A 24,438-nucleotide genomic window follows, 5' to 3' on the forward strand; every position below is an offset into this window, starting at 1 on the left:
CAGAGTTCTTACTCGGCAACGACGCCCAGTAACGAATTCAGCACGAACACAGGACAGCCCGAGCCGGCGCATGCGGAGTAGGTTGGTGCCGCCGGAAGGCGATGCAATCATGTTGGACGGATTGGGACCGCCAAAACCGCTCGGCGCCGGGGCGGCAACTCCGGCAGACCTTGTCACCCGCCCATGGGACTGACTTTCCGCATTTTATAGCCAAATTGCCGGGCTGGCTCCACGTGAATACGCAAGCAAGGCGTAACTTAAGAAGGCACGGCAATGATCTGCTCGCTGTGAATTTCGCTATTCCGAGCGAAGGAATTGAGCAGAAGGCGCGCAAGACCGGTGGCTCGTGCGCCGAACCCGAGCAGATCAGAACCGACGTCGACCGCCACGCCGCCGAACCGAGAGTCTACAGATGCATCCTAGCTGCGCCGCGAAAAGCGACGGCTAGCACCATTCGCACATGATCGAAGAAGGCCTGGTCGGAACCTCGAAAAGTGGGATTAAGGTGCCGTTCCGGGCCGCCATTGAATGGCTAGCCATTGAGCTTGGCTGAGTTGTGCAGGCGTGAGATTATTGGCTACCGCGTCTCTTGTTCGAAGGTAATACGGGCGCCGTAGCTGAGGAGCGTGGGCGGCAGCCAAATTCAGCCACATGTACGCAAGAACGCCATCCTGCGCAACGCCATGCCCCTTATCGTAGGAGAGGCCGAACAAATATTGGCCTGTCGGATCACCGCATGCGGCTGCCGTGTGGTAATACGCCGCGGCTATCTCGTAGGACTGCGGGACATTGAAGCCATGTTCGTGCCTGAAGCCCAAGACAGCTGCGGCTCGAGCGGACCGGCATGCTTCAATCGCACCGCCCGCCGCCGAAACATGTCGCCGCGCGAATGAGCGCCCGTTTTCGGAGAGTTCGGCGCCGAACACGTTGCCGATAGTCCACAGTGTGAGGAACAAAGTTCCGATCAGGGGGCGTGCATTCTTCATAGATGTTCCCGAGTCGATTTGCAATCTGCAACGATCATTCGAACCTCACCAGACCTTCCATATCAGCCATGTGACCCAAATGGCTGGCGCGAAGAACAGACCGAACGGCAGCCGGGTGATGGCTTGGATGCTGTCGCGACGGAGAAGCGCCGCAATTCCGCAGGCGATTAAAGCTGATCCGGCCGCGACCTCGATTGCGATTGGAATCAGATTCCAATCGAGCCAGACTCCAGCAACGCCGGCGAGTTTGACGTCCCCCAACCCGATGCCGTCGCGCAGACGGACGGACCTGTAGGCGATGCGCAATAGCCAGAACATCGCGGCTAATGCCGCTCCGCGCGATGCTGCCGTCGCGAGCGTCGGCACCATCCAGTCTGGAGGTTGCACGAACACGTTTGCCAATCCGAGTACAAGCGCCAGGATGGTCAGTTCGTCTGGTATTACGAAGAGTCGCGCATCTATAACGGCGATTGCGATGGCAACGGCGGAGAATGCCGCCCCGAGGAGGCCTGCGGAGCTCGGATCCGCTGCGACGCTCGTCGCCATGCAGACGGCGCAGAGGACGAATGCCGCCGTGACCGTGACGTGGGTCGGTGCTCGGAACGTGAGAAACTTTTGCGAGCAACGCGAGAGGCGTTCCGGCATTTTCCTCGTTGCTCCTTCATTGAAGTAGTGGCGGTTGTCTTCCCTTGGAAGGAAGGGACTCGACCGTTCCGCGCAGCTTTGCCCGAAACTCCTCGGCGACGTAGTGGGCGGCAATGCTGTCCCGAATGACTTGCGGACGGATGAAGATAATGAGCTCGGTCCGGGTCGTCGTCTTGTTCTGGTGCGACAGGAGGTCGCCAATTTTCGGTATCTCGTCGAGAACCGGAATCCCACCACGATCGACTTCAGTGTTTTCCTGAATGAGGCCTGCCAAGAGTACGGTTTGCCCGTTCGGCACGGCGACAGAGCTCTTCACTTTGCGTTGCGAGACGGTCGGCGTGAGCGAGTTCGCGGTCGCGTTCGTCGCCTGACTGATTTCTTGCTCGATATCGAGGCGCACGTTGCCGTCGGGACTAACCCGAGGAATGACGCGCAAGATAATGCCGGTGTTGCGATAGTCGATTGAGTTGATGATCGTGTTGTTGGTGCCGGTCGCCGAATTGAGAACGTTGCCGGTGCCGGTCGATACCGGGATCTCGTTCCCAACGAGTAGTGTGCCGACCTGATTGTCGATCACAACCAGCGAAGGGTTCGATAATATCTTGACATCTGTCACCGCGTGCAGCGCATCTATGATCATGTTGGGCTGCGCCTCAGGGCCGACGAGGAAATTAAAGCCTGGGAAGGCGCGGTTAAGGAAAGCGGATGCGACGCCATTGAGGACGCTCGACTGCTGTCCTGGGGGGGAGCTTGGGACGTTCAGGGCGGAGCCTCGATCGGGAGCCATACCGAGGTTTTTGCTTTGGATGAAAAATTGAACCCCGTAGCTCAGATTGTTGTTGAGCGTAACTTCAGCGATGGTCGCATCGATCGCGACTTGAGCCTGCGGTTGGTCGAGCTGGCGTATGGTCTGTTCGACGGTCCGGTAATTCTGAGCGTTCGCATAGATAAGCAGGGAGTTCGTGGAAACGTCGGCTGCGATGCGAATCCCCTCCATCACGGGCCTGCCGCTAAGGCCAGCGCTCTGTAGCTCCGAGCCGCCAGTGTCGTTCCCTGTTCGCGATCCGCCCCCGAGTGCGCCTCCGCCGAAATCAGTATTGCCTTTTGTGCTTGTGGAGGAGCTGGAAGTCGTTGAGATGGCTGGTAGTCGGTCGGCATTGGACGATGTCCTCACCAAACCGCTCCCAGGCGCGACCTGTCCCGCCGCGCTGTCGGTTGCATTTGAGCTGCCTCCGCCGAAGATTTCGCCGAGCACTTTCGCGAGCTGCCGGGCGTCGCCGTACTTGACCCGGCGGACATGTACAACAACACGGGCAGGATCTGATGCGTCGAGTCGGCCAATCCAAGTCTGGACCGTTCGCAGGAGCTGCGGCTTGGAGGTTACCGCCAAAATCGCGTTGCGGCGCTCCATTACCTGAAACTTGACAAGATCGTGCCCAACGTCGCCTTCCTTTGAATTCAAGATTTTTTCGAGTTCTGTCAGGACAGGCTCAGGAGCGCTGTTCTGGAGTGGAAAGATACCGACTGACTGCCCCCGCATCCAATCAACGTCGAAACCAACAGCCGTATCGACGACCGTGCGACGCTCGGGCCCTGTGCCCTGAACCAGCAGCATGTTGCGAGCCTTATCCACGCGAACCGCACCGGGCTTCGTAGCAAAACTATCCAGGAGCTGCATCAGCGTCCCGGCCGATATGTATTGAAGCGGCACGACAGAGACGCCAAATCCCGGCTCCACGTTTGCAGGCTGCGAATCAAGACTGCCGGCTGCGAGTGCCTCTGTCTGTGGGACAATTCGATAAGCGGCGCCGTCGCGGACGAGCGCGACTCCTGCCAATCGGAGCGCACTCTCGAACACGAACAGCAAGTCCTGCTTCGGAACCGGCCTTCCCGACGCAATATTGATATTGCCCTGAGCACGCGGGTCGATTGTGTAGCTCGTCTTCAGGATGTCGCCGAGTACAGTTTTTGCAACCGACGCAATCGTGGCGTTTTCGAAATTCAGTTCATACCCGGGACCGGTGCCGGTACTCGTCGCCGGGGCCACGATTGCCTGCATAGAAGAGACCGGCTCGGCCGAAAAGAGTTGGGCGCGACCTGGCCGGACAGTGCCTTGCAGATCGGCTTCTGCGGTGCGTTCCGGAAATCGGGGAAGCAGATCCTGATTACGAACCTCATCCATTACGTCAGGTTTGGTGTGAGTGTCCTGCCACGTGAGTGGCGCGCCGCATCCCGTCAGAGCCCCCGCGGCAACTAGGGCAATTGTCTTCTTCAGCTTCGCGCCACATCGCAAACGGTGCAGGCGTGTCAACATAGCGCGTAGCCTCTCACTCTCTCGCGTCTTCATTACAAATGCGAGCAGATCGTCGAGCGCGTGAACCGCGCGGCGCCCAATCTTCTCAATGATTGACGTTACTCCTTATGTTGTTGTCGCAACGGCTAAGCCGCATGCAACAATATCGCTGCACCGACACTTTCGTTTCGCCCGTGACAATTCTGCAAAGCAATGTCTCCGCGCGCGAAATCGCTCATAAGACAGCTTGTTCAGCGTCGAGCGGCGACTTCATTCGGTTGAGCAAGGCTGTAATTGCCTCTAACTTAGACATCGCACCGAAACCTTGTTTGAGTATTGCGCATCCCAACCGACCGGTTGAACGTTGGGATTGAGATAAGCATCGCCGAGAAGTTCCCGTTGAGCGGCGGCATCGCCTGGCCGTGCGACGACGAGCGCGCAGTCTTTGGGTGCCTTCGTCATGATGACGGCGTCTCCTTCTTGGAAATCGAACTCGATCTCGTCTGTTTCATCGAAGAGCTCGAGCGTGAAATTGCTGTTGCTCACGGGCTGCTTGAAGTTGAGAGCCATATGCAATGTTAGCACCGATCCATCCCACTCGAGCCATGAATCGGATGCGCCATCGAATGGCTGCTTGGTGCCATTGACGCGCGCGAACGTATAGAAGTCAGACGCGCGCAGCGAATTAACCGTCGCCCTGGCCAGCGGATCAAGCTGGTCACGCCCGAGGTGTGGGGCGCTTTCGTTGAGGCCGCTACTTCGCAATGCCGTCACCGACGTTTCCCTATCGTAGGTCCAAGATACGCGGACGCCGCTGATAGAGCCATTTCCATCAAAGATAACCGCATCATGCATGTGAACCAATATATCCGGATGAGCGTCGACGTGCCTTGCGTGGATGCACACACACAGCGTTGCGACGATTACGAACCAAATCAGAGAGCGTTTCATTGCATCATTTCAGTTGCATCCGGCGCGCGGATCGTGGAAGGGCGCGACGGCTCCTCTTTTCGAGCAGCCGTCGGCGCGGTGGTCACGGCTTCCCGTGGTCGTCGTGGTGGTCGTCTGGATCAGAACCGCAATAATGCTTGATGGCGGGCAGCTTCTTTGGATTGTCCCAGCGCGGGTCCCGAATGTCGTAGACGATGGGCTTTGCGTAATCTTCGGGATCAACGAGCCATCGTGTGTCTGGCCATTGATCGAGTGTCAGGCCGAGGCGCTTAATTTGATCCAGGTATCCGCCGTAAACGGCGGGCGAGATGGATTCCTTGAAGGTCGACCCGGTGGTCAGATGCAACGGAATGAAGATCTTCGGGTTCAGCGCTTGAATATACGCGAAGGGATCACGATAAGAATTGTTATCGAAATTGGCTGTCGCAATCGTACCGGCATCCACATCGGTGGCCGGTAAACTCTTCAGGATGTTCGTGATACGCTGGCCGTCAGCTGGCGTGCCGTTGGGCCACCCGCTTCCCAATCCTTCTTTGAGTGCTCCCGACGAGTTATACCAAGCAAAGGTGAAGTGACGACCTTCGCGCAACACAAAATCGAAAAACAGCGGAATAGGGCCACCCGGACCACCACTGCCGCTGGTAGCAATGTTGATCTGCCCAGGCAGCGTCCCACTTTTCCCGGGCGCAAGCGGCGTTCCGGCCGGAAACAGCCCCGGATCGCGCGGGTCAACCGCATAATAAACGGACGGATTAGGTGCCCGCGGCCAGGTCGGGTCGACCGGGACTGCAACCGAGTGCAAGTGTCGGAAGGCGATTACGCAGGCGTCCGGTTCCAGGAAGTCCAGTTTGACAATTTGGGTGCCGGGAACCGAACCGGTCGTCGTGACCGTGTTGCAGGAGATCGACGCCTTGTGAGGAAACGCCGTAGCCGGATTACCTTGAATCGCCGGGTCGGCCTGCTCGCGCGCGAAATCGGCTTGCAGGGCAACGCAGGTTTCCGCGGTGGCGTAGAGTTTCGCGCCGGTCATCGCAGCGATGTAGGCCGCGTTGTCCGCGTGATCGAAGTGACCATGCCCGATTAGAAGGCCTTCTGGTTTGAGAGCAACCAAATCGCCGATAACGAAGGGCGTGCGGCCCGGCGAAACTTCGAGCCGAGTGACGTAAGTGTCCAAAAGCAAAACGTGGCCGGCAATGGAAGCCGCCAGAGTTGAATTCGAGAGCCACGACAAGATGACCTTGTCGGGACTGACCCGCCCGGACTCGGGATCGACGTTCTCGTCGCCGAAAAATTTCTGACGCGCTGCGATCAAGTCGCCATTGTTTGCGTGAGCCGTGGTCGACAACGCCGAACCTGCCATGAGCGTCGCGGCCAAAGCCAAGGCACACTTGGTTGGGATTGAGTTCCTGCGTAACATATAAAGGTTCCTCTTTCGGTTGTTCAATCGTTAGAGTGAAGGTCGCCATCTCGAAAAGCCTCGCTCGTGTTTCCGAGTAGATAGGCGACAGATCGGATCGGGCCATTGATGTTTGAAAGTCCCCCGCCAGCCGCGCCAAACGAAAAGCGGTTCATAAGGCGCTTTCTCGCGATGCTAGGGACTGAATGACGGACATCAATATCTGAGGTGTGTTGTCGAGCGACACGAAGTGTTGCTTGTCAAGATGAATTGCCTCTGTGCGCTGCAACGTAGGGTCTGCGGCATTGCACGCAATGGCACGAGCGGCTACGAGATCGTCGTGTCGGTGTACCTGAAGGCGACCCATCGCAGCGCGGCACACTTGGCGGTTGCGATTGATCCGCTAACATAATCGCATTTACCCTTAACGCTTCGCAGGATGCCGTATTGAAGCGGTGCTGGCTTCCACAGGCGCCGGATCTGCGGTCGTGCCGGGCAAGGCGAGAGCCAGAACCTTGATGTTCTCGCCGTTCGAAAGCGTGGCTTCACGCGCTCCGATGTCGCGCAACGTCCATCCTGATTGAACTTCATCCTGCCGCAACTTCACCGTCTCGCCAGTCGCGCGATTCACAAAGACGGCGATGCTGTCGGCGCCCCCAGTTATCGTGCCCACGAGTTCAAATGGCGGAAGCTCAGGCTCGAGCGGCTTGGGAGCCGCGACGACAACGGGGATAGTGGGCGCGTTCGGCGGCGGCAGAGACGGAGGGCGGCGTGACGGAGAGAATAGCGGGCGCTCTTGCGTTTTATTGAGCTGCGCAAGGGGGACTTTGGCAATGGGATTATGCTCCGATCGGGTAGCCTCGAATGGCTCCTTCGCAAGCAGGTACTCCATTGTGGGCGACACTGGCGGATTCAGGCCAGTAGCCGTTGAAGTCTGACTCGCCTCGGCAGGCCGCCTCCCCGATTCGACTGCCAAGATCAGGAAGGCCAGCGCGAGAGCTTGAATCGTGAGGGGGCACTTCATTTGACACTCCGCCACCATCCGGAGACGACAATTGCGACGCGCACCTTCGTCGCGGCGTGTCTTGTCGACGACTCGGGTACCTGTATGACCAATTGATCGATGAACAGGAAGGGCGATCCCGCCTCCAGCTCGTAAAGGAGGCCTTGAAGGGCCGGCTGCTCGATCTCGAGATCGACAGAGACTCTGACGATCCCGTGTTGTGCTCCTGCGTCCTGCAGATCGACCTGCGACGATAAGATGTTGCTTCCCATCCGCGTCGCTTCTGCAGAAACGTGCTGCAGCACCACGGCGGCCGCGACTGTGACCGTGGGACCTTCGACAACTGGTGGACTCACAGCGAGCGCCCCGTCGTTCGTGCTGCGGGCCGCCCGCTGTTGTGACTGCAACCTGTCGAACATTTCGTTCGCGTTCGCCAGCGTACGATGCTGTTCCGCCAGGTCCAACGCCGTCCAGCCCGTGATCAGCAATAGAAATCCCGTCATTGCCGCGTAACAAATTGTGGCAACGAACGGAATGGCGCTGACGTAGCGTCTAATGCGGTAGGTCTGGTTCATGGATAGCGGCGAATGCGGGGTTGATTTGAGCCTCGACGTGGAATTGCTCTTTGGTTGCTCCTTCAGACCGTGTGGTTGGAGCGAAGAAGATCGCGTGTGAAAACTGGGGCGACTGCTCGATCAGGCGGATGAGCGATGCGGCGTCGCTCGTAAGGCCCGCTATCTGTAGTTTCGCGTGATCGATACGCAGCTCCGTTAGGAACGTGTTGTCTGGCAGTAGATCCGACAGCGCCTCAATCGCCATTACGGGCGAAGGAGTGTTGCGCTTCTGTTGTTCGAGCTCTCGCAAAGCGGATTCGGCAACAACATTCTGCGACGCTCTTGTGAGCACCGATATCTTTCGAGAGAGTTCTTCCCGTCTCAGGGCCAAACCGTCCGAAATGAGCGCTGAAATGCAAAGCGACGAAGTGGCAGCAAAGCCGCTTAACAGCAGAACTACCATCAGGCACGTACGAACACGACGGAAATCGGTCGGTCCGTGTATTTGTGTCTCAACGATCCTAATTGGCACGTTCGAACGTGACGTGGAGACCAGGATTGACCAAGTCCCAAGCGATCCGATAGCATCGAGCAAGGGCGTTAGCTTAGCGCGAGGCGTGGCAGCGATTGTCAGCTGAATGCGGTCGCCAGTCTCGTCAGGTGAAGCACTCCAACCATAGACCGCTTCTTGCACATCCCACGGGGTTAGTCGGTCGATTTGGGACCTCACGACACCCGCCGCATATTCGGCAGCGCGCCTCGGCAAATCCAGCGGGCGAAACAGAAATCGCGCCGGGTGAAGGACAAGTTCAAGCTGACTTCCAGTCAGAGCTAACTTCCATGCTGGAGGGATTGGGCTAGCAACCGCTCCCTCCAGGACCGCGAGCGCGTGGTCAGGCGCTTTCGCGTTTTTGGGGTCGGTCACGAGATGAAGGGTGAATTGATCCTTCTCGAATTCCACCATCCGAACCTGCGAGCGTCGGCGCAAGCCGTTCGAGAGCGATGAAACTTCGGACGCCACGGCTTGTACCCACGAAGCGAGGCCTGCCGCTATCGAATTAAACAGGATCATGGCGGGTTCGCCGTTGCCATGCCCTGACGACAGTCACCGCGCAAACTGTCATCCCAGGCAAGGATATGAAAAGGATCGTCCGGACCCTGTAGCAAGATGACCGCTTCCGCACAGCTATTCCATCCCCCTGCGCCCCCTATTTTTATGTCCAGCCGGAACGCGTCACTTGCATCGGCGGTCGCGGCGGTTTGATCTGAACCGAGCAGTCGGACTAGAGCGTCCTTACTGGGAGCCACGAGCTGCCGTTGGCCAAGAAAACCATTCAGACGATCTAGGGTCATGCCAGGCAAAGCCGCAACAAGCTCGGGCGGCGCGTCGAAGACGTTAATATCGGACCTGCCGCTGTAAACGGTCACCAGAGGCAACATTCGTTCTATGATGACCTGCGGCAGACCTTGAACTAACCATAACTCTCCTACATGTGCGAAGGGAGCGCCTCGCGGTCCATAGCCGCGGCCGGCGGCGCGGTAAAGCTGCGCTTCATTAGCGCGATCGGATGGTCTTAAGCGCTCTCGCCAACCAACAATCCGCGCAGCAAAACGCGGGGCATCCTCCTCCGATGCGCCGATCGCTATGAAGAAACTCGATAGTAGTTCGCGCGGGGCCTGATTGAGATCGAGCCGGGCCGCTTCGGAAACGAATCTGACCGATGCGTTGGCTTGGCCTAGCCGGAAGCTGAAGTGGCCATGCGTAGGTCGATCGCGCTGGTCTGCCACAGCAAGGCGTTGGGTCGCGAGATTAAGGCTGGCTGACACCAATTGATCGGCTTGCAGACGGCGCTCGATCACCGAACTCGACCAGGAAGAACTGCCTATGTAAATCGAATAGATGGACGCAAGTGTCGCGAGTGCAATCAACATCCAGAGGACCGCAATGAGGATAAAGCCCTCCCGCCCCCCAGATAAGTGTCCTTCCTGCGGATTGCAAAATATCATTGTGGCCTCAGGTCCGACGGCTCTCGAGAGAGTCCGCTGCGGGAGCCGTATCGGGACTAGTGTCGGGCTCTCCCGTGCAATCCGTGCTCTTTCCGCTGATGCATAGTGCAGGCGCGTCAACATGAATAAGCGTCGTGGTCGAGATTACCCTCGCCTCCCCAAGGGTGTGATCTTGGACCGTGAGGCGGATGGCGGCCGGCAAGTGGCCGACATTCAGCCAGTTCGCCTTCCACACGCCGCCGGGTCCCGCATAGGCGAACTCGGCCCGATAGGGCGATCGCAGCAGGACGACGGGATTACCAAAGCCAGACGGGTCAATCGCACCTTCAAACAAGACGAAGGGCCTCGAAGAGCGTATGAGGACGAGACCAGTAGGGTCCTTGATTGTTTCGATTTTAACGATCTCGAGGCCCGACTTGGCGTTGGGGCTTGTAACCGTGCGCACAAAAGTGACAGATCCTTCTGTGCCGTTGAACAGCGGCTTTTTGCTTCCGCCGTTGGCGGAAATGAACTGCGATGCCGCAAGATCGGCGGTTAAACGGTCAAGGGCGATGCCAATAAGCTCGGCGCGTTGCGCGCGCGCCAGGCCACGATCCCAGCTGGGTAGCCAATGCGTCGCGATTGTGCTTAGACAAAAAACAACAATCCCCATAAGTACGATCGCCGCGAGAGCTTCGAACAGCGTGAACCCCGCGATACTCGCGCGGTGCAAGGCTTGGGAGAGGTGATCCCGGGCTATCACTGCGACCTCCGGCCCAGACGCGCAGTTTCCAGGGCGAAGCTCGTACCTGCTGAAGATTTAACCTGGATCCGGACCCGTTTCGGCACCCATTGCTGCTTGTCGGACGCTGTCCTGAGCAAGGGCGATATATCGACGCGCCAGACAATGCCGTTGAGTTCACCCGACGTTACGCCCGTGGTTGCGTCGCCGCGCGGCGGCAATGCTGCCGCCAGAGTGCGCGCCGTCTCCACCAAGACCATGCGATCATCAATCCTCCGCGCGCCTTTTATGCTGGTCGACATGAGCGAGCCGATCGCCGCCAGCATGGCGGTGGCGATCGCGAGAGCGGCCAATGCCTCGACGATCGTAAACCCCGCGACGCTGCGGGAGGCATTACACAGCCGGAACGCGCACAATCTCGATTCCCCCCGTAAGCCAATTCACACGAACTTCGTAGACAGTATTCAGACGCGAGAGTCTAAGCGTGCCACCGCACGAGAACCCGCTCGGGAAAAAACTTATGGTCGAAAGGGCGGGTCGTCCTTCGCAATCCCGTGGCAATAGTGCGTCCAGCGTCACATCGTCCGGTACCACGAGAACGCTGCCGTTCGAACCTGATTGCAGGCGCCGGGTGCTCGCGTCGATTCTGGTCAGCACGCGCATCCCGCTCTTAACTGCCGCGTTCCGGTCGATCTTCAATAGGGACGCGATTTCGAGTGCCGATGCCTCGAGCCGCGGCCGCGACGTTCCAGGCGAAAGCCGTGGCAGAAGGATACCGACCAGCATTGCGACGATGGACAACACGCAGACCATCTCAAGCAAAGTAAATCCGTTTTGTGCTTCCGGGCTATTTCTCATTGCTGTTTGACGAGATATCGGCGGCAGAATCCGCACCGCCCTCATGCCCGTCAGCCCCGTAGGACATGATCTCAAACTTGGCGTTCCCACTGGGCGACCGGTAAACATAGGGCCTACCCCACGGGTCGTTCGGTAGGCTATTTCCATCGATGTAGGGACCGTGCCATCCGGCCATCGAAGCTGCGGGTTTTACCAGGGCGTTAAGGCCTTCCGAAGATGACGGATAGCGTCCCGTGTCGAGAAACATGAGATCGAGCGAACTGGCGAGGCTGCGGATTTGTATCTTGGCCGTCTTGACCTTGGACTCAGCGAGATAGTTCAACACGCGGGGGCCGATCAGTCCCATGATCAGCCCGATGATCGTAATGACGACCAGCATCTCGACCAAGGTGAATCCATTCTCGCCCGCTGCGAACGACCGCCGCCGCCAGGCCATTGCGCGGGATGAGATAAGCGTCATTTGCGCTCGCTGTTTTGAGATCACGATACGAGTTGAGTGATAGACAGCAGGGCCGTCATAATGGAAACGATGAGACCGCCGACAACCACGCTAATGCCGATCACGGCCGCCGGTCCGATAACGGCGACGAGCCGGTCAAGACTCCTCTGTAGCTTGGCTTCGTAGAACTCCGCGATGCGCCCGGCGAGTATTGGCAGCTGGCCGGTTTCTTCGCCAATGCGGATCATGCGGATCGCCATCATGGGCAAGACCGTTGACTGGGAAAGGGCGTCAGAAAGCTTCGCGCCGTGTCGTACTTGATCAGCCGCGGTTGTCCAGGCGGGAACATCGCCCGAAAAGGACATGATATCGACGAGGATGCGCAGGGTGGTGGTCAAAGGTACCTGACTGCCAGCAAGGATGCCGAGATTGCGGCAGAACACCGCAGTTTGGTAGGCCCGAAAAATCGAACTGGGGCCCGGCAATCGCATCAGTGTTGCGAGCAGCCGGAACCGGATCACGGGCCGGCGGAGGACGGCATAGGCTGCAAAGATGGCGGCCCCTGCGACTCCAAGAATCGCCAGACCGTTGGAGCGCGTCCATTCAGAAACGCCAAGCACCGTGACAATCAGCGAGTCCTGCTTGGCGCCGAAATCGCGCAACACAGCTCCGAACTGTGGCAGTACCACGAGAACAAAAAATGCCAGCACGCAGGATGCAGCGAGCAACACGAATGCAGGATATTGCAGCGCATCAGTAATTCTTCGGCGCAAGGCCTCCGTGCGCGCGCGCTCGCTTGCCAGCATATCGAGAAGGTGGCCGAGCTTCCCGGACGTTTCGCCGACTTGCACGAGCGCCGCATAGATAGGCGGAAAGCAACTCGGATATTTGCCGACGGCTTCAGCGAAGCTTTCGCCCGCAAGCACTGCGACGCGGAGTTTACTCACAATCGGGCGCAGGCGGCCGATGTCGTCATCTGAGCACAACAACTCCAGTGCATCGTCAAGCCTCGCGCCCGCCTTGAGCAGCAAAGAAAGATCACGTGTAAAGATGGTCACGTCTTCGGCGCGTGGTCGCCCAAGAAAACCAGCAGCGATATGAGCGACCGCAACCTTAGTGTCCTGAGCGACTGTTTCGATCGGAACGAGACCGAGATACTCGATACGCGCGAAAACTTCCTTCGCGGTGGACGCGGAGATCATACCGTTTACGAGCTCACCGCTCTGGGTCATAGCTAGATAGCGAAAGGTTTGCATCACGTTATCGTATGGTCGTTACGCGGAGAACTTCCGCGGGCGACGTGACGCCGGCTCGGCATTTCGCGAGGCCGTCTTGGATCATGGTGGTCATTCCAGATCGAACCGCTGTTCGATCAATCGACACGGCGTCGCAGTGCGCATTCATCAGCTGACGAACCTCATCGGCCACTTCAAGGACCTCGAACAGGCCAACGCGGCCGCGGTAGCCCGTTCCGCCGCAACGCTCGCATCGGCCTGCCTTGTAAACTTCATCACCAACCCGAAGGCCGATCGCGGCGTACCGCCGATCGGCCGCAAACTCCGAGTGCTCGAGCCGGCTCGTTGTTTTGCACCGGTCGCAAAGCTGCCGCACCAGCCGCTGCGCGATCACGGCACGGAGGGTTGAACTCAACAGAAACGCCTCGACGCCGAGGTCCAGCAGTCGCGGCACGGCGGCCGCAGCGGTTTCGGTGTGCAGCGTGGTCAGGACGAGGTGCCCGGTCAGGGCAGCGTGGATCGCTACTTCCGCTGTCTCGGCATCACGGATCTCGCCCACCATGATGACATCCGGATCTTGCCGCACGAAAGCGCGCAATGCCTTCGCGAAAGTCAGGCCGATAGCAGAGTTTACCTGGGACTGATTGATGCCCTTGATTTCGTATTCTACCGGATCCTCGATCGTCAGTATCTTCCGGGAGGATTCGTTGAGGAGGCCGAGCACGGTCGCAAGCGTCGTGGTTTTACCGCTGCCGGTTGGTCCGGTGACCACGATGAGACCGTGCGGGAGCGTCAGGACTGCGCGGAGCTTTGCTTCGTCGTCGGGCGCAAAGCCGAGCTTCTCGATCGCAAGGAGTCCCCGCTCCTTGGGCAGAAGCCGAATGACGGCAGACTCACCATGCTGCGTCGGCATGATAGCGACGCGCAAATCCATTTCAGCTCGCCCAAGTTGGACACGCGCGGCGCCATCTTGAGGCAATCGGCGCTCGGCTATGTTGAGACCCGCCAGGATCTTGATGCGGGAGACTATGGCCTGTGGGAGTACATGGGATGGTGAGGGGATATGGCGAAGCAGGCCATCAACCCGCATACGCACTGCCAGTTCCGTCCTGAAAGGCTCAATGTGTATGTCACTGGCGCGAAGCTCGGCGGCCTTTTCGATCAATTCGGAGACGGCACGGACGACCGGCGCGCCGCTAGCTAGGTCGCGGAGGCTTTCGATATCCTCCTCGCGGACAGCGATGGTATTATCCCTATTCGCTGCGGTGGTCTCGCCTTCGCTAAGGCGCTGAGAGAGCGCGGTATCAATGTCCTCAAACGACGCGATGGCGACCTTTACCGCGGGGCCGAGTACAATCTCCGCGGCGCTGATCGCTGCCGTGTCCGTGGGATCGAACAGGGCAATCACGGCGCGTCCATTCGCGAGCTGATACGGAAAAATCGCCATTTCCCGGAGGAAGCGAGGCGAGAAGTGTTCGACCAAGCTCGTCCCAGCCAAGAGGTCGGCTAAAGCCGCACGGTCATGTTTGAAAAAGGCTGCGACCGCGTCGGCAAACTCCTGGGCCGACAGGTCGGACGATTCGAAAAGCTGGCGCAGCGTGAGCTTTTCGGCGACAAGGCCGCCCATGCCGGCTGCGACATGCGCATCGCCCCGAAGGCGCTCTGCAAACTCAGTCACGGTTTCAGGCCTCATGAAGCGCGGGAGCCTCCTCAAGTGTGAGCTCTGTTTCACCTGGAGTCTCGGGCCATCGCTTTGTGGCAAGTGCGAATGGCCCGTCACGGAGCCGCTCGCGAATATAGCGGACGCAAAGATAATATCGGTACACACTGCTTGAGCGGACTTTGGTGACGGCAGATATATCAGCCGGCTGCCACCAGAGGGGAAGCACGTGGACTAATTGGCCATTCGCGAGCCCCTTGGCCACGTCCCAATAAGAACGCAGCATTATCCCACGGCCGGCAATCGCCCAATTGCGGATGATATCGCCATGGTTGGTGGAGAGGGCAGCGGTGACGTTGATGGTGCGCATCCCGATGGGACCATGCAAAGTCCAGCGCTCGAACACCTCGTCACGTTCGCGCATGACCAGGCACGAATGTCCAGCGAGATCGCCGAGTTCCTCCGGCATGCCGCGTCGATTGAGATAGCTGGGAGCCGCGCAGAGAATGCGTCTTCCCTGCGCAATAGGATGCACGAGCAAGTGAGGCTCGCGTACCCTGCCGACCCGAATGTCAATGTCGACATTCTCCTCAACCAGATCCACGCTCCGATCGACGATTTCCAGCCGAATATCCAATTCCGGGTGTAGGAGCGCCAACTCCGATACAAGTGGTGCGACATGATTGCAGCCAATACCCGAGCTTGCCGTAATTCGTACGCTGCCGCGGGCGACGGAATCGGTCTCAGGACCGTCAGCTACAAAATCCGCATAGGCATCGAGAACGCGCTGCGCTTTGGACAGCAACACTTCCCCATCGCTGCTGAGCACCGCTTGTCGAGCGGTACGCAGGAACAACACGCGTCCGAGTGCCCGCTCAAGTAGCGCGACGCGCTTGCTGACGTAGGCAGGCGACGCACCTAACTCTGTCGCCGCCGCAGCAAAACTTCCCCGCCGCGCCGCAACGATAAACACCTCAAGATCTTGTGCTAATGGTTTCACCCCGACGTTTCCCGATTGCAAAACGGAACTTATTCGCCCGCTAATCTATAATCTTAAGGTCACTGGCTCGCTGACCTCAATGCTCATTATAATATACAAACGATTAGAATAATTTCTTGCGAGGACGTGATCTGCTGGGCAGTTGCGCAAGGTTGGGCCGGCAAACGGCATAGGCCGCGCTGCGACGTCAGCTGGTTAGAGGAAGGGGGCGGCCAGGATGGCGGCGAAGCGCTTAAGCAATCGTCACCACGCGTAAATTATTGGTTGTGCCGGCATCGCCGAAACGTATGCCGGCCACGGCGACGATGACATCGGCATTCTCCGCAAAAGTTCACGTTGAGAGCGGTTTGCGTCGCGCGTTCGACCATCTCCTCGTAGGAGCTTATGTTGGGGGACTTCATGCCGTGGGCGCCCCCACAACAGGCATAGTTGGCGCGAGACCCGTTCCTCCGGTGTGATCGCGAGGATCAGTACCTTGGGACGTTTGCGCGCGATGCGCGTTGCAGTCGTACCGCTCGAGGTGAAGGCGAGGATCGCTGAGGCTCCGATCATCGTTGCGAGATCCGCAGCCGCCGCGGTCGGGGCGGTCTGCTCCTCGTCCGGCTCCGACGCATTGACGATCGAACGATACATTTTATGTCGCTCGGTGCTTTCGATTATGCGGCTCATGTTGGTGGCGGCCTCGCACGGATATTGCGCGGTCGCAGATTCCGCGGACAGCATGATCGCGTCGGCTCCGCCATAGATCGCTGTGGCCGCATCCGAAGTGTCGGCGCGTGTCGGCGTCGGCGCAGCAACCATTGAGCGTCGAGGCGGCACGATCGGATCAATTCCTTTTGTCGGCCGGGAACCTCCGCATGCGGAATTGCGACGCCAAGATCAACGCGCGCGATCACTATCCCATCGGAGAGGCGCACGATGTCATCGATATGCCCGGACGCCGACCGACGGAACAAAGCGAACGGCGTCACCGGCACTGAGGGAAAATCTGCCATTCCTTATGGTACCAACCCGGATCTTTGGCCCCTGCAAGTCCTGAAGAATACCAATAGGGCGGCTGAATCTTCGTTCGAGTTGACGAATTGCGCCATGACGCCTTGCGTGATCTGCCTGTAAGTCGGAACGTATCCGCCCGCCTGGCCCAATGCCGCGAGCATCTCTGGCGAACGGCTGGCGGGTCCGACGGTCGCAATAATCTTGGCTCGCCGACGATGCATGTTTTACCTCGCGAAATTGCGGGGCCGCCCATCAAACAGCCCTGACATTGCCGACGTTCGTGCGTATCGAATCGATGCGAATGAGAGCGCCGACGCGATCAAGAAGGCCGTTGCTATCGCGGGCCGCGAGGCAAGAGCGGATCGAAGTGTGCCGCATGTGCCTGGCCTAGCGCGCTCGGCGCACGATCGTGCCTGGCGCACTCGGCGTCTCCGTCCCAGCCAAGTAGAGCAGCATCACTTTCGCAAACCGGACCTCCAGATCGTTCGTCAAGCCGGATGGGCTCCTGGCCCGATCGGCGTTTGATTGTTCTGCGCATCGACGGCGCTATCGAGAAAACGCTGCAATCAAGGCAGAGCGGATTCAATCTCCAATCGTTTATACAAAAGAATGACATAATAAGACCGGCGTTTTTGATGTTATCGTCGTCGTACGGAGGAACTGATGGACCTGCAACAACTGCGCTGCTTCGTAGCAACAGCCGAAGAGCTTCACTTCGGAAGAGCGGCGCAACGAATGAATATGCTTCCCTCGGCCCTGGGGCGGTTTGTTCGGCTGCTGGAGGAGGATCTCGGCACGCGGCTTCTGACGCGCACGACGCGAAACGTCGCGCTGACGGACGACGGTGTTGTCTTGCTTAAAGATGCGCGTGCGCTGCTGACGCAAGCCGATGCGCTTGCGGTCAGATTTCGGACGCGCTCGCGCAAAGGGGCAACAATCATACGCGTTGGTGCCATCGACAGTGCTGCCGCCGGACTTATTCCGAAACTTCTTAAAGACTTTCGCAAGCGTCGGCCTGATGCAACGATTCAACTGGTCGAGGATAAGACCATTCGTCTGTTGCCGCGCCTTTTGACCGGACGGCTTGATCTCGCCTTCGTGCGCCCCCCAAAAGACGCCAACAAGCGGCTGGAGTTTCTATTTCTCTTCTTTGAGACAGCCGTCGTAGCCCTTCCGCACCATCATCGACTTGCGTCGAGGAAGATGGTCAAGGTTGCGGATCTCAAGAACGAGCCACTGATCGTTCCCGAACGGCGGTCCAGGCCTCATAGCCACGATCTAACGATGAAGCTCTTTGCGGAAGCCGGGCTAGACGCCCGGATTGCTCAGATTGCGGAGGAAAAGCAAACGATCGTCAACCTGGTGTCGGCCGGTTTGGGGATCGCTATCGTACCTAGCTGGACGTCGCGCCTGGCGAGCCGCGGGGTTCGCTATGTCCGGCTCGTGGCGTCGGACATGAACAAACTTCCCCTTGCGGCTGCTTGGTCGCGCGGGACCAGGGATCCCATCCGAGACGACATATTGAAGATGCTGCGGGCCGATCTTGCAGCTTACGCAAAGGAAGCTTGAGTCGCACCCGATCGCACTACTCTCTCCCGCAGACTGCCCGCCACCTATGGCGGGCGTTTTTTTGGGAGTTAGGCAGACTGGGAAAACCACCGGGCCGGAAGGCTACATCATTTCGGGCCACTCGAGGTAGATTCGGAAGAAGCCCATGGGGTTCAAGCGGCCGCGTTATAGACACCGCGGATCTTGGTTTTGTTGTGCTTCCAAAGTTGGTGGAGCGCCGCCTCATCGCGCCATCGCTGTATATTTAGGGGCCTACTATCTTAGGCGGTTATCGGATCGACGAAACCGTGTCCTCTCTTTCCGGAGACGATCTTGCGCAGGATATACCGAAGCGGGCAATCAGCTCGGAGGCGACGCGCGTCGGCGGCCGGATCCGCAAGGCAGATAAGGCCCAGATCCCTTCTGATTTCGGCCTGACGATTGAGCCGGCGCTCAAAGTTCCGTCACGAACTCATGTCTGACCGCGCAGAACGGGAGGACGCCGGGGCAAGGCGCTGCCGGACGAGGTCTTTTAGAGGAATCATCGTGTCGATCTCCAGCACAATCGACACCGACAGATCGATGCCCGCGGCACCGGCGTCGAGAAGGCTTCGAATCGGATTTTGAGCAGAGGGAAAGAGTATAGCAAGCAGGCTCGCGGGGCTGACCGGATCGCCGGCGAACATTTCTGGCGGCCCGATTGCGAACAGCCGCTCCACTGCGAGGCGCTTGCTGATTAAGCGTGGGCTTTCTGGTTGAAGACGTGGACCAACGCGACGTCGATCGAGCGCGTCAACGTCCCTCTAGCAAGTGCGGGCGTACTCGGGCAGACGCTCCCGGTAGGCCCTGATCAGCTCCGCGCCTGCCAATGCAATGACGGACGGGGTAGCACCGATGATGACATCACTGGTGAGATGCTTTCCGTCGGCCATGACTTCCTAACCGGCAAGGTCACGCAGGATCTGAGATGCGCTCCGGTGCAAGAGAAGGCTTGCCTCGGTCATCTGCATTCCTCGACCGTCGCGGTCGAACAGAGGTGTTTGTGAAACGCAATAGTTACGGCTCGGGGGCTAGCAGCGGATCGCACCCCCGATCGGTCGTCCAACTTGGATCGCGCTGATGAACATCGAAACGCACGCGAAGTGGGCTTGCAGGATGCCTCGACAATCGACGGCTCATGAGTATTCGTGCTCCTTGCCTCCCTTTCCAGATGCGCTCAACGATGACCATCGGTACCCGACCGAACACGGTTCAAACACTTTCGGACCGGCGAGCTTGACATTTGCGCTCGCATCGGAGCTCGGCGCCTGGCTTTCTGCAAGAATCATCAGGCACCTTTGGCATAAGACCGCAACCGCTTTTCGAGGACCGTCAAAAGCGTATCGCGAATAGGATCGCGGGAACCACGCAGCCAACTTGCAGCGAGCGGAAGCCGTCCAACTGCTCCAAAGCGCTCCAGCTTGAGCGGAACAAAGCGAACGCCCGCAACAGCCATGCGAGAGGTCCAGCGGGGGACGACGGCCAGTCCCAGTCCAGCCGCAACCATGTTCACGATCGTCTGCTTTTCATCGGCGAGCTGAGCGATGCGGGGCGTCAGCCCGGCGTCCTCGAACAGCTTCATGGTCAAGTCGTGGCTGTGGGGCCGAGATCGCCGATCAGGAACGATCATCGGTTGATGAGCGATCGCCGAGAGCGACAGACATTCGTTACGTGCAAGCGCGTGCCTGCGGGGAAGGGCGACCACTGCGGTTTCCATGAGCAGAGTTTTACATTCGAGCCTTCGGTCCATCTTCTCCGGAGGACGGATGAAAACGAGATCGAGCGCTCCGGAAAGGACCTTGGGAAGCAGCCGGAACGTCTTTTCCTCCAGAAGATGAACGGTGACGTCGGGGTATTTCGCGCGGAAGTCTCGCAACAGCTGCGGCATAAGCCCGGCCGCAGCACTGTCTATGGCGCCTACCTTGAGATTCCGGGCTCCGACCGAACGCGAGCGACCGCGCAAGACGGCCTCCACGGTCGAGACCTTTGAGAGAATGATGCGCGCCTCCCGAAGAAGTAGCGCGCCGTCGTCGGTCAAAGAGACGGCTCGCGTGGTCCTTGCAAACAGCCGCGTACCAAGATCCTCTTCCAAGAGTTTGATGTGGCGGCCGAAGGCGGAAGGTAGCATCTGCAGGTGTTGGGCCGCGCGGCCAAAATGCAGCTGCTCGGCGGCGGCGACGAAACATCTCAATTGACGCAGCTCCATGAGCAGGCCCTTTTGTCGAATCCGAGCCATTATACCATTTTTTTGTACAAATAAGGGCGTATTGAGTGACGCCGTCTCTTCCTTCTAGGCTGGCCGTAGATAAAAGGCATGGCTGCCAGCCGGGGCGCCAGCCGAAAAACGAGGAGGCCCAAGGTGGTGAACGAGGTTCAGAAGCGCACGATCCGTCGAGTAGCTTACCGGATCGTGCCATTCGTGATGCTACTCTACTTCGTCGCGTTTATCGACCGAGTGAACATCGGCTTCGCAGCGCTGACGATGAACAAGGATCTTGGTTTCTCCTCCTCCGTATACGGATTTGGTGCGGGCATTTTCTTCTGGGGTTACTTCCTGTTCGAGGTGCCCTCCAACATCATTTTGGACAAGGTGGGAGCCCGACTGTGGATCGCTCGGGTCATGATCACCTGGGGCTTGATATCCGGGGCAATGGCGTTCGTCCAAGGGCAAACAAGCTTCTACGTTCTTCGCTTCTTGCTCGGCGCGGCCGAAGCTGGGTTCTTCCCAGGAATTATCCTCTATCTGTCCTATTGGTTTCCCGCGCGCCAGCGTGCCGGGATCACCGCTCTGTTCATGGCAGCGGCGCCTCTTTCAACGGTCCTCGGATCGCCCGTCTCGGCCGCTCTTCTGGAGTTGCACGGCTTGTTCGGCCTTAAGGGGTGGCAATGGCTATTTCTCCTCGAGGCGCTACCCGCCATCGTGCTTGGGTTCATCGTGCTCGGATTCATGACGGATCGGCCGGAACAGGCGAAGTGGCTTGCCGATGATGAGCGGGCCTGGCTGGTCGAGGCCATGAATGCGGAGCGGGCGGCCAAGGCAGGGTCGGCGAGCCATAGCGTCTGGCGGGGACTGACGGATCTACGCGTTCTGGCTTTGTCCCTCGTCTACTTCGGCACGTCGGCGGGACTGTACACGCTGGGGGTATGGGCGCCGCAGATCATCAAAGGCTTCGGCCTGTCGAATATGGCGGTTGGATCGCTCAATGCGATCCCGCCGACGATCGCCGTGGTGGCCATGTATCTGTGGTCAAGGCATTCGGACCGCACCAACGAACGGACGTGGCATGTAGTCATCGCTTGCCTCGTTGCGGCGGCCGGGCTCGCGCTGGCAGGCATGTCGACTGGCGTTGCTTCAGTTATCGCTGCGCTGGTGCTGGTGAACGTCGGCATCAGCGCCGCCAAGCCGCCGCTTTGGAGCATGCCGACACTGTTCCTGGCCGGTCCGGCCGCGGCGAGCGGCATCGCAACCATCAACTCCATCGGCAATCTCGGCGGCTTCGTCGGTCCGGCCATGATCGGATGGATCAAGGACCTCACCGGCAGCTTCGAGGGCGGGCTCTATTTCGTCTGCGCACTCTTGTTGTTGTCCGCCACGCTGACGTTGCTGCTCGCGCGCTCGATCGGCCGCCATCAGGCGGCCGTCGCGCACTAATCATACGGAAGAGGAAGGATATCTCTCATGAAGACCTACAACGTTGCGGCAATCCCAGGCGACGGTATCGGCTCCGAAGTTGTGGATGCCGGCGTCGAAGTTCTTAAGGCGCTGGCGAAGCGCGATGGGGCATTCACCTTTCACTTCGACCACTTTGATTGGGGTGGGGAATATTATAAGCGGCATGGCCGCATGATGCCCGAAAACGGGCGCGATCTGATCCGTAATCACGATGCAATCCTGTTTGGCTCCGCAGGGCACCCAGAAATTCCGGACCACATCACGCTTTGGGGCCTGCGGCTCGCGATCTGTCAGCCGTTCGATCAATATGCGAATGTGCGTCCGACCCGCATCCTTCCCGGCATCACCTCGCCCTTGCGTGCCGTCAAGGACAAGGAGCTCGACTGGGTCATCGTTCGGGAAAATTCGGAAGGCGAGTATGCGGGCGTCGGCGGACGGGTCCATCAGGGATCTCCTTTGGAGGCAGCAACCGATGTCGCTATGTTCACGCGCGCCGGTGTGGAGCGGATCATGCGCTTTGCCTTCGGCCTTGCACGGTCTCGTCCCCGCAAGTTGTTGACCGTCGTGACGAAATCCAATGCACAGCGGCATGCAATGGTCATGTGGGATGAAATTGCAGCGGAGGTCGCGCGCGAGTTTTCTGACGTGACGTGGGACAAGATGCTGGTCGATGCCATGACGATGCGCATGGTCATGCGCCCGCAGAGCCTCGATACGATCGTGGCTACCAATCTCCATGCTGATGTGCTGTCCGACCTTGCCGCTGCCCTTGCCGGTTCGCTTGGCATCGCCCCGACCGCCAATCTCAATCCCGAGCGCAAATTCCCATCGATGTTCGAGCCCATCCATGGCTCCGCCTTCGACATCACAGGCAAGGGCATTGCCAATCCCGTCGGGACATTCTGGTCGGCGGTTATGATGCTTGAGCATCTGGGGGAGAATGCAGCCGCGCAGCGGCTCATGAAGGCAATCGAGCGCGTCACCGCCAACCCCGAACTGCATACGCCAGACCTTGGAGGATCGGCGAACACCCGCAAGGTGACAGACGCTGTCGTGAGCGCGATCCAAGCGGAAAACGCGTGAAGCCCCCCAATGTCCGCTGTGTGGACCGACGCACGGGCTCGCAGCTTGCTGCGGCAACTCTTTGATGCCGCAATCGCGAGCGCTGATCCGCGCATAGCCGTCACGACGCATCTGCCGCCAAAGCCCAGCGGACGCTGTATTGTTGTCGGAGCCGGCAAGGCGTCCGCGGCAATGGCTGCGGTGGTCGATGCGGCCTGGCCCGACGTCGAATTGTCGGGGGTCGTTGTGACGCGGCACGGGCACGCGGTGCCGGCGGGCGGGATCGAAGTCCTTGAGGCGTCGCACCCCGTCCCGGACCACTCGAGCGAGGCCGCGGCGCTGCGGATGCTGGATGCGGTCAGAGGGCTGACGAAGGATGACCTGGTCCTAGCGTTGATGTCCGGTGGCGGGTCCGCACTGATGGCCCTTCCCGCCCCTCCGATGACCCTCGCGGACAAGCAAGCGGTAAACCGGGCATTACTCGCGAGCGGGGCGACGATTGCGGAGATGAATGTGGTGCGCAAGCACCTGTCGGCGATCAAAGGCGGTCGGCTGGCGCTTGCAGCGCGCCCTGCGCGCCTCCTCACCCTCGTGATCTCAGACATTCCGGGGGACGATCCGGCTGCGATCGCCTCCGGCCCGACGCTGCCGGATGCCAGCACGAAGGCCAATGCGCGCGAGATCGTTCGCCGTTTCGGGATCAAGCTGCCCGACTCTGCGCAAGCCGTTCTAGACGGCGGACAAGATACGGCGAAGCCTGGGGACATTGCCGAAGATGTCCGTATTATCGCCGCGCCACTCACGGCCCTTGATGCTGCAGCGCAGCTCGCCAAGCGCGAGGGATTGAGCGCTGTTGTACTTGGGGACGCAATCGAGGGGGAGGCCCGAGAGCTCGGTACCATGATGGCCGGAATTGCCCGGTCGGTCGCTCAGCACGGGCATCCTGTAAAGGCGCCGGCCGTTCTGCTTTCAGGAGGAGAGACGACAGTTAGCATCGGTCATGGCCGAGCAGGTCGTGGTGGTCGCAATACCGAGTTCTTGCTCGGACTTGCGGTGGCCCTTGATGGAGCGGCGGGCATTTGGGCCATTGCCGGGGATAGTGACGGGATTGATGGAACGGAGGATGCCGCCGGCGCTTTGGTGACGCCAGATACCTTGCATCGCGCCGCTGCGAGCCAGCTCGATGCCCGCGCGCTTCTGACGGCTCACGATAGTTACACCTTTTTCGAGCGTCTTGGTGATCTCGTTCGAACAGGTCCCACTCTCACAAATGTCAATGACATTCGGGCCGTTCTGATTGCGCCGACTAGGCAACAGACGTCGTAAGCTGGCAAAGCTCGTTCGTTCGCCTACATAAGGCGCCCGCTCGTGC

Annotated in this window: 22 protein-coding genes and 1 pseudogene; 4 read left to right on the top strand and 19 right to left on the bottom strand. The window is 59.3% G+C overall.

Annotation, left to right across the window (positions count from 1 at the left end; all coding sequences use genetic code 11):
* Window positions 1-500: 500 nt before the first annotated feature.
* The 17 genes and pseudogenes from L6639_RS29200 to L6639_RS29280 form a co-directional block, all read right to left on the bottom strand.
* A complete protein-coding gene (locus tag L6639_RS29200) occupies window positions 501-986 on the bottom strand; it encodes an SEL1-like repeat protein (RefSeq protein WP_128930077.1) in 486 nt (161 codons plus the stop codon).
* Window positions 987-1,031: 45 nt separating this feature from the next.
* A complete protein-coding gene (locus tag L6639_RS29205) occupies window positions 1,032-1,631 on the bottom strand; it encodes a prepilin peptidase (protein ID WP_128930076.1) in 600 nt (199 codons plus the stop codon).
* Window positions 1,632-1,647: 16 nt separating this feature from the next.
* The gene (gene gspD, locus L6639_RS29210; protein WP_128955149.1) at window positions 1,648-3,945 is read right to left on the bottom strand and encodes a type II secretion system secretin GspD; all 2,298 of its coding nucleotides are present in this window, start codon (window positions 3,943-3,945) and stop codon (window positions 1,648-1,650) included.
* Between the two features lie 279 nt (window positions 3,946-4,224).
* Complete coding sequence (locus tag L6639_RS29215; protein WP_128930074.1) at window positions 4,225-4,875, bottom strand: DUF1007 family protein; 651 nt, start codon at window positions 4,873-4,875, stop codon at window positions 4,225-4,227.
* Between the two features lie 82 nt (window positions 4,876-4,957).
* The gene (locus L6639_RS29220; protein ID WP_128955148.1) at window positions 4,958-6,235 is read right to left on the bottom strand and encodes an MBL fold metallo-hydrolase; all 1,278 of its coding nucleotides are present in this window, start codon (window positions 6,233-6,235) and stop codon (window positions 4,958-4,960) included.
* Window positions 6,236-6,695: 460 nt separating this feature from the next.
* Window positions 6,696-7,295, bottom strand: coding sequence for a hypothetical protein (locus L6639_RS29225; RefSeq protein WP_128930072.1), 600 nt, complete (start codon window positions 7,293-7,295; stop codon window positions 6,696-6,698).
* Window positions 7,292-7,849 (bottom strand): type II secretion system protein GspM, encoded by a 558-nt coding sequence (gspM, locus tag L6639_RS29230; protein ID WP_128930071.1) that lies wholly within the window; start codon window positions 7,847-7,849, stop codon window positions 7,292-7,294. The genes L6639_RS29225 and gspM overlap by 4 nt, the downstream gene beginning before the upstream one ends.
* Window positions 7,827-8,900: a PilN domain-containing protein gene (locus L6639_RS29235; RefSeq protein WP_128930070.1), complete on the bottom strand. Its 1,074-nt coding sequence runs from the start codon at window positions 8,898-8,900 to the stop codon at window positions 7,827-7,829. The genes gspM and L6639_RS29235 overlap by 23 nt, the downstream gene beginning before the upstream one ends.
* The gene (locus tag L6639_RS29240) at window positions 8,897-9,760 is read right to left on the bottom strand and encodes a type II secretion system minor pseudopilin (protein ID WP_164933593.1); all 864 of its coding nucleotides are present in this window, start codon (window positions 9,758-9,760) and stop codon (window positions 8,897-8,899) included. Before L6639_RS29240 ends, L6639_RS29235 begins: the two co-directional genes overlap by 4 nt.
* An 82-nt stretch (window positions 9,761-9,842) precedes the next feature.
* Entirely contained in the window at window positions 9,843-10,577 is a 735-nt protein-coding gene (locus L6639_RS29245; protein WP_128930068.1) for a general secretion pathway protein GspJ, read from the bottom strand.
* On the bottom strand, window positions 10,574-10,972 hold the full coding sequence (locus L6639_RS29250; RefSeq protein ID WP_128930067.1) for a general secretion pathway protein GspI: 399 nt from the start codon (window positions 10,970-10,972) through the stop codon (window positions 10,574-10,576). Before L6639_RS29250 ends, L6639_RS29245 begins: the two co-directional genes overlap by 4 nt.
* On the bottom strand, window positions 10,950-11,522 hold the full coding sequence (locus L6639_RS29255; RefSeq protein ID WP_313753858.1) for a GspH/FimT family pseudopilin: 573 nt from the start codon (window positions 11,520-11,522) through the stop codon (window positions 10,950-10,952). Before L6639_RS29255 ends, L6639_RS29250 begins: the two co-directional genes overlap by 23 nt.
* A complete protein-coding gene (gene gspG, locus L6639_RS29260) occupies window positions 11,404-11,874 on the bottom strand; it encodes a type II secretion system major pseudopilin GspG (protein ID WP_128930065.1) in 471 nt (156 codons plus the stop codon). Before gspG ends, L6639_RS29255 begins: the two co-directional genes overlap by 119 nt.
* Window positions 11,875-11,894: 20 nt before the next feature.
* Complete coding sequence (locus L6639_RS29265; protein WP_128955146.1) at window positions 11,895-13,109, bottom strand: type II secretion system F family protein; 1,215 nt, start codon at window positions 13,107-13,109, stop codon at window positions 11,895-11,897.
* A gap of 4 nt (window positions 13,110-13,113) precedes the next feature.
* A complete protein-coding gene (locus tag L6639_RS29270) occupies window positions 13,114-14,781 on the bottom strand; it encodes a GspE/PulE family protein (protein WP_377818964.1) in 1,668 nt (555 codons plus the stop codon).
* The gene (locus tag L6639_RS29275) at window positions 14,771-15,748 is read right to left on the bottom strand and encodes a LysR substrate-binding domain-containing protein (protein ID WP_128930062.1); all 978 of its coding nucleotides are present in this window, start codon (window positions 15,746-15,748) and stop codon (window positions 14,771-14,773) included. The genes L6639_RS29270 and L6639_RS29275 overlap by 11 nt, the downstream gene beginning before the upstream one ends.
* A 232-nt stretch (window positions 15,749-15,980) precedes the next feature.
* Window positions 15,981-16,965 (bottom strand): annotated as a pseudogene (locus tag L6639_RS29280) (pyruvate kinase).
* Window positions 16,966-17,407: 442 nt separating this feature from the next.
* Between L6639_RS29280 and L6639_RS29285 the strand changes: the two are divergent.
* Window positions 17,408-18,313, top strand: coding sequence for a LysR family transcriptional regulator (locus L6639_RS29285; RefSeq protein ID WP_128955145.1), 906 nt, complete (start codon window positions 17,408-17,410; stop codon window positions 18,311-18,313).
* Between the two features lie 443 nt (window positions 18,314-18,756).
* Here L6639_RS29285 and L6639_RS29290 read toward each other — a convergent pair whose 3' ends face one another.
* Together L6639_RS29290 and L6639_RS29295 are read right to left on the bottom strand one after the other, a co-directional pair.
* A complete protein-coding gene (locus L6639_RS29290) occupies window positions 18,757-19,011 on the bottom strand; it encodes a type 2 periplasmic-binding domain-containing protein (protein ID WP_232995554.1) in 255 nt (84 codons plus the stop codon).
* 608 nt (window positions 19,012-19,619) lie between these two features.
* Window positions 19,620-20,537, bottom strand: coding sequence for a LysR family transcriptional regulator (locus L6639_RS29295; protein WP_128930059.1), 918 nt, complete (start codon window positions 20,535-20,537; stop codon window positions 19,620-19,622).
* Between the two features lie 216 nt (window positions 20,538-20,753).
* Between L6639_RS29295 and L6639_RS29300 the strand changes: the two genes are divergently transcribed.
* From L6639_RS29300 to L6639_RS29310, 3 genes are read left to right on the top strand one after another with little or no spacing between them, the layout of a single operon-like run.
* Window positions 20,754-21,983, top strand: coding sequence for an MFS transporter (locus tag L6639_RS29300; RefSeq protein ID WP_371825248.1), 1,230 nt, complete (start codon window positions 20,754-20,756; stop codon window positions 21,981-21,983).
* 27 nt (window positions 21,984-22,010) lie between these two features.
* Window positions 22,011-23,087, top strand: a complete 1,077-nt coding sequence (locus L6639_RS29305) for a tartrate dehydrogenase (RefSeq protein WP_128930057.1) — start codon at window positions 22,011-22,013, stop codon at window positions 23,085-23,087.
* 9 nt (window positions 23,088-23,096) lie between these two features.
* A complete protein-coding gene (locus L6639_RS29310; protein WP_128955144.1) occupies window positions 23,097-24,392 on the top strand; it encodes a glycerate kinase type-2 family protein in 1,296 nt (431 codons plus the stop codon).
* The last annotated feature ends 46 nt before the right edge of the window (window positions 24,393-24,438 follow it).

This window comes from Bradyrhizobium zhengyangense (genome assembly GCF_022012555.1).
In the GTDB taxonomy this organism is placed as follows: Bacteria; Pseudomonadota; Alphaproteobacteria; order Rhizobiales; family Xanthobacteraceae; genus Bradyrhizobium; species Bradyrhizobium zhengyangense.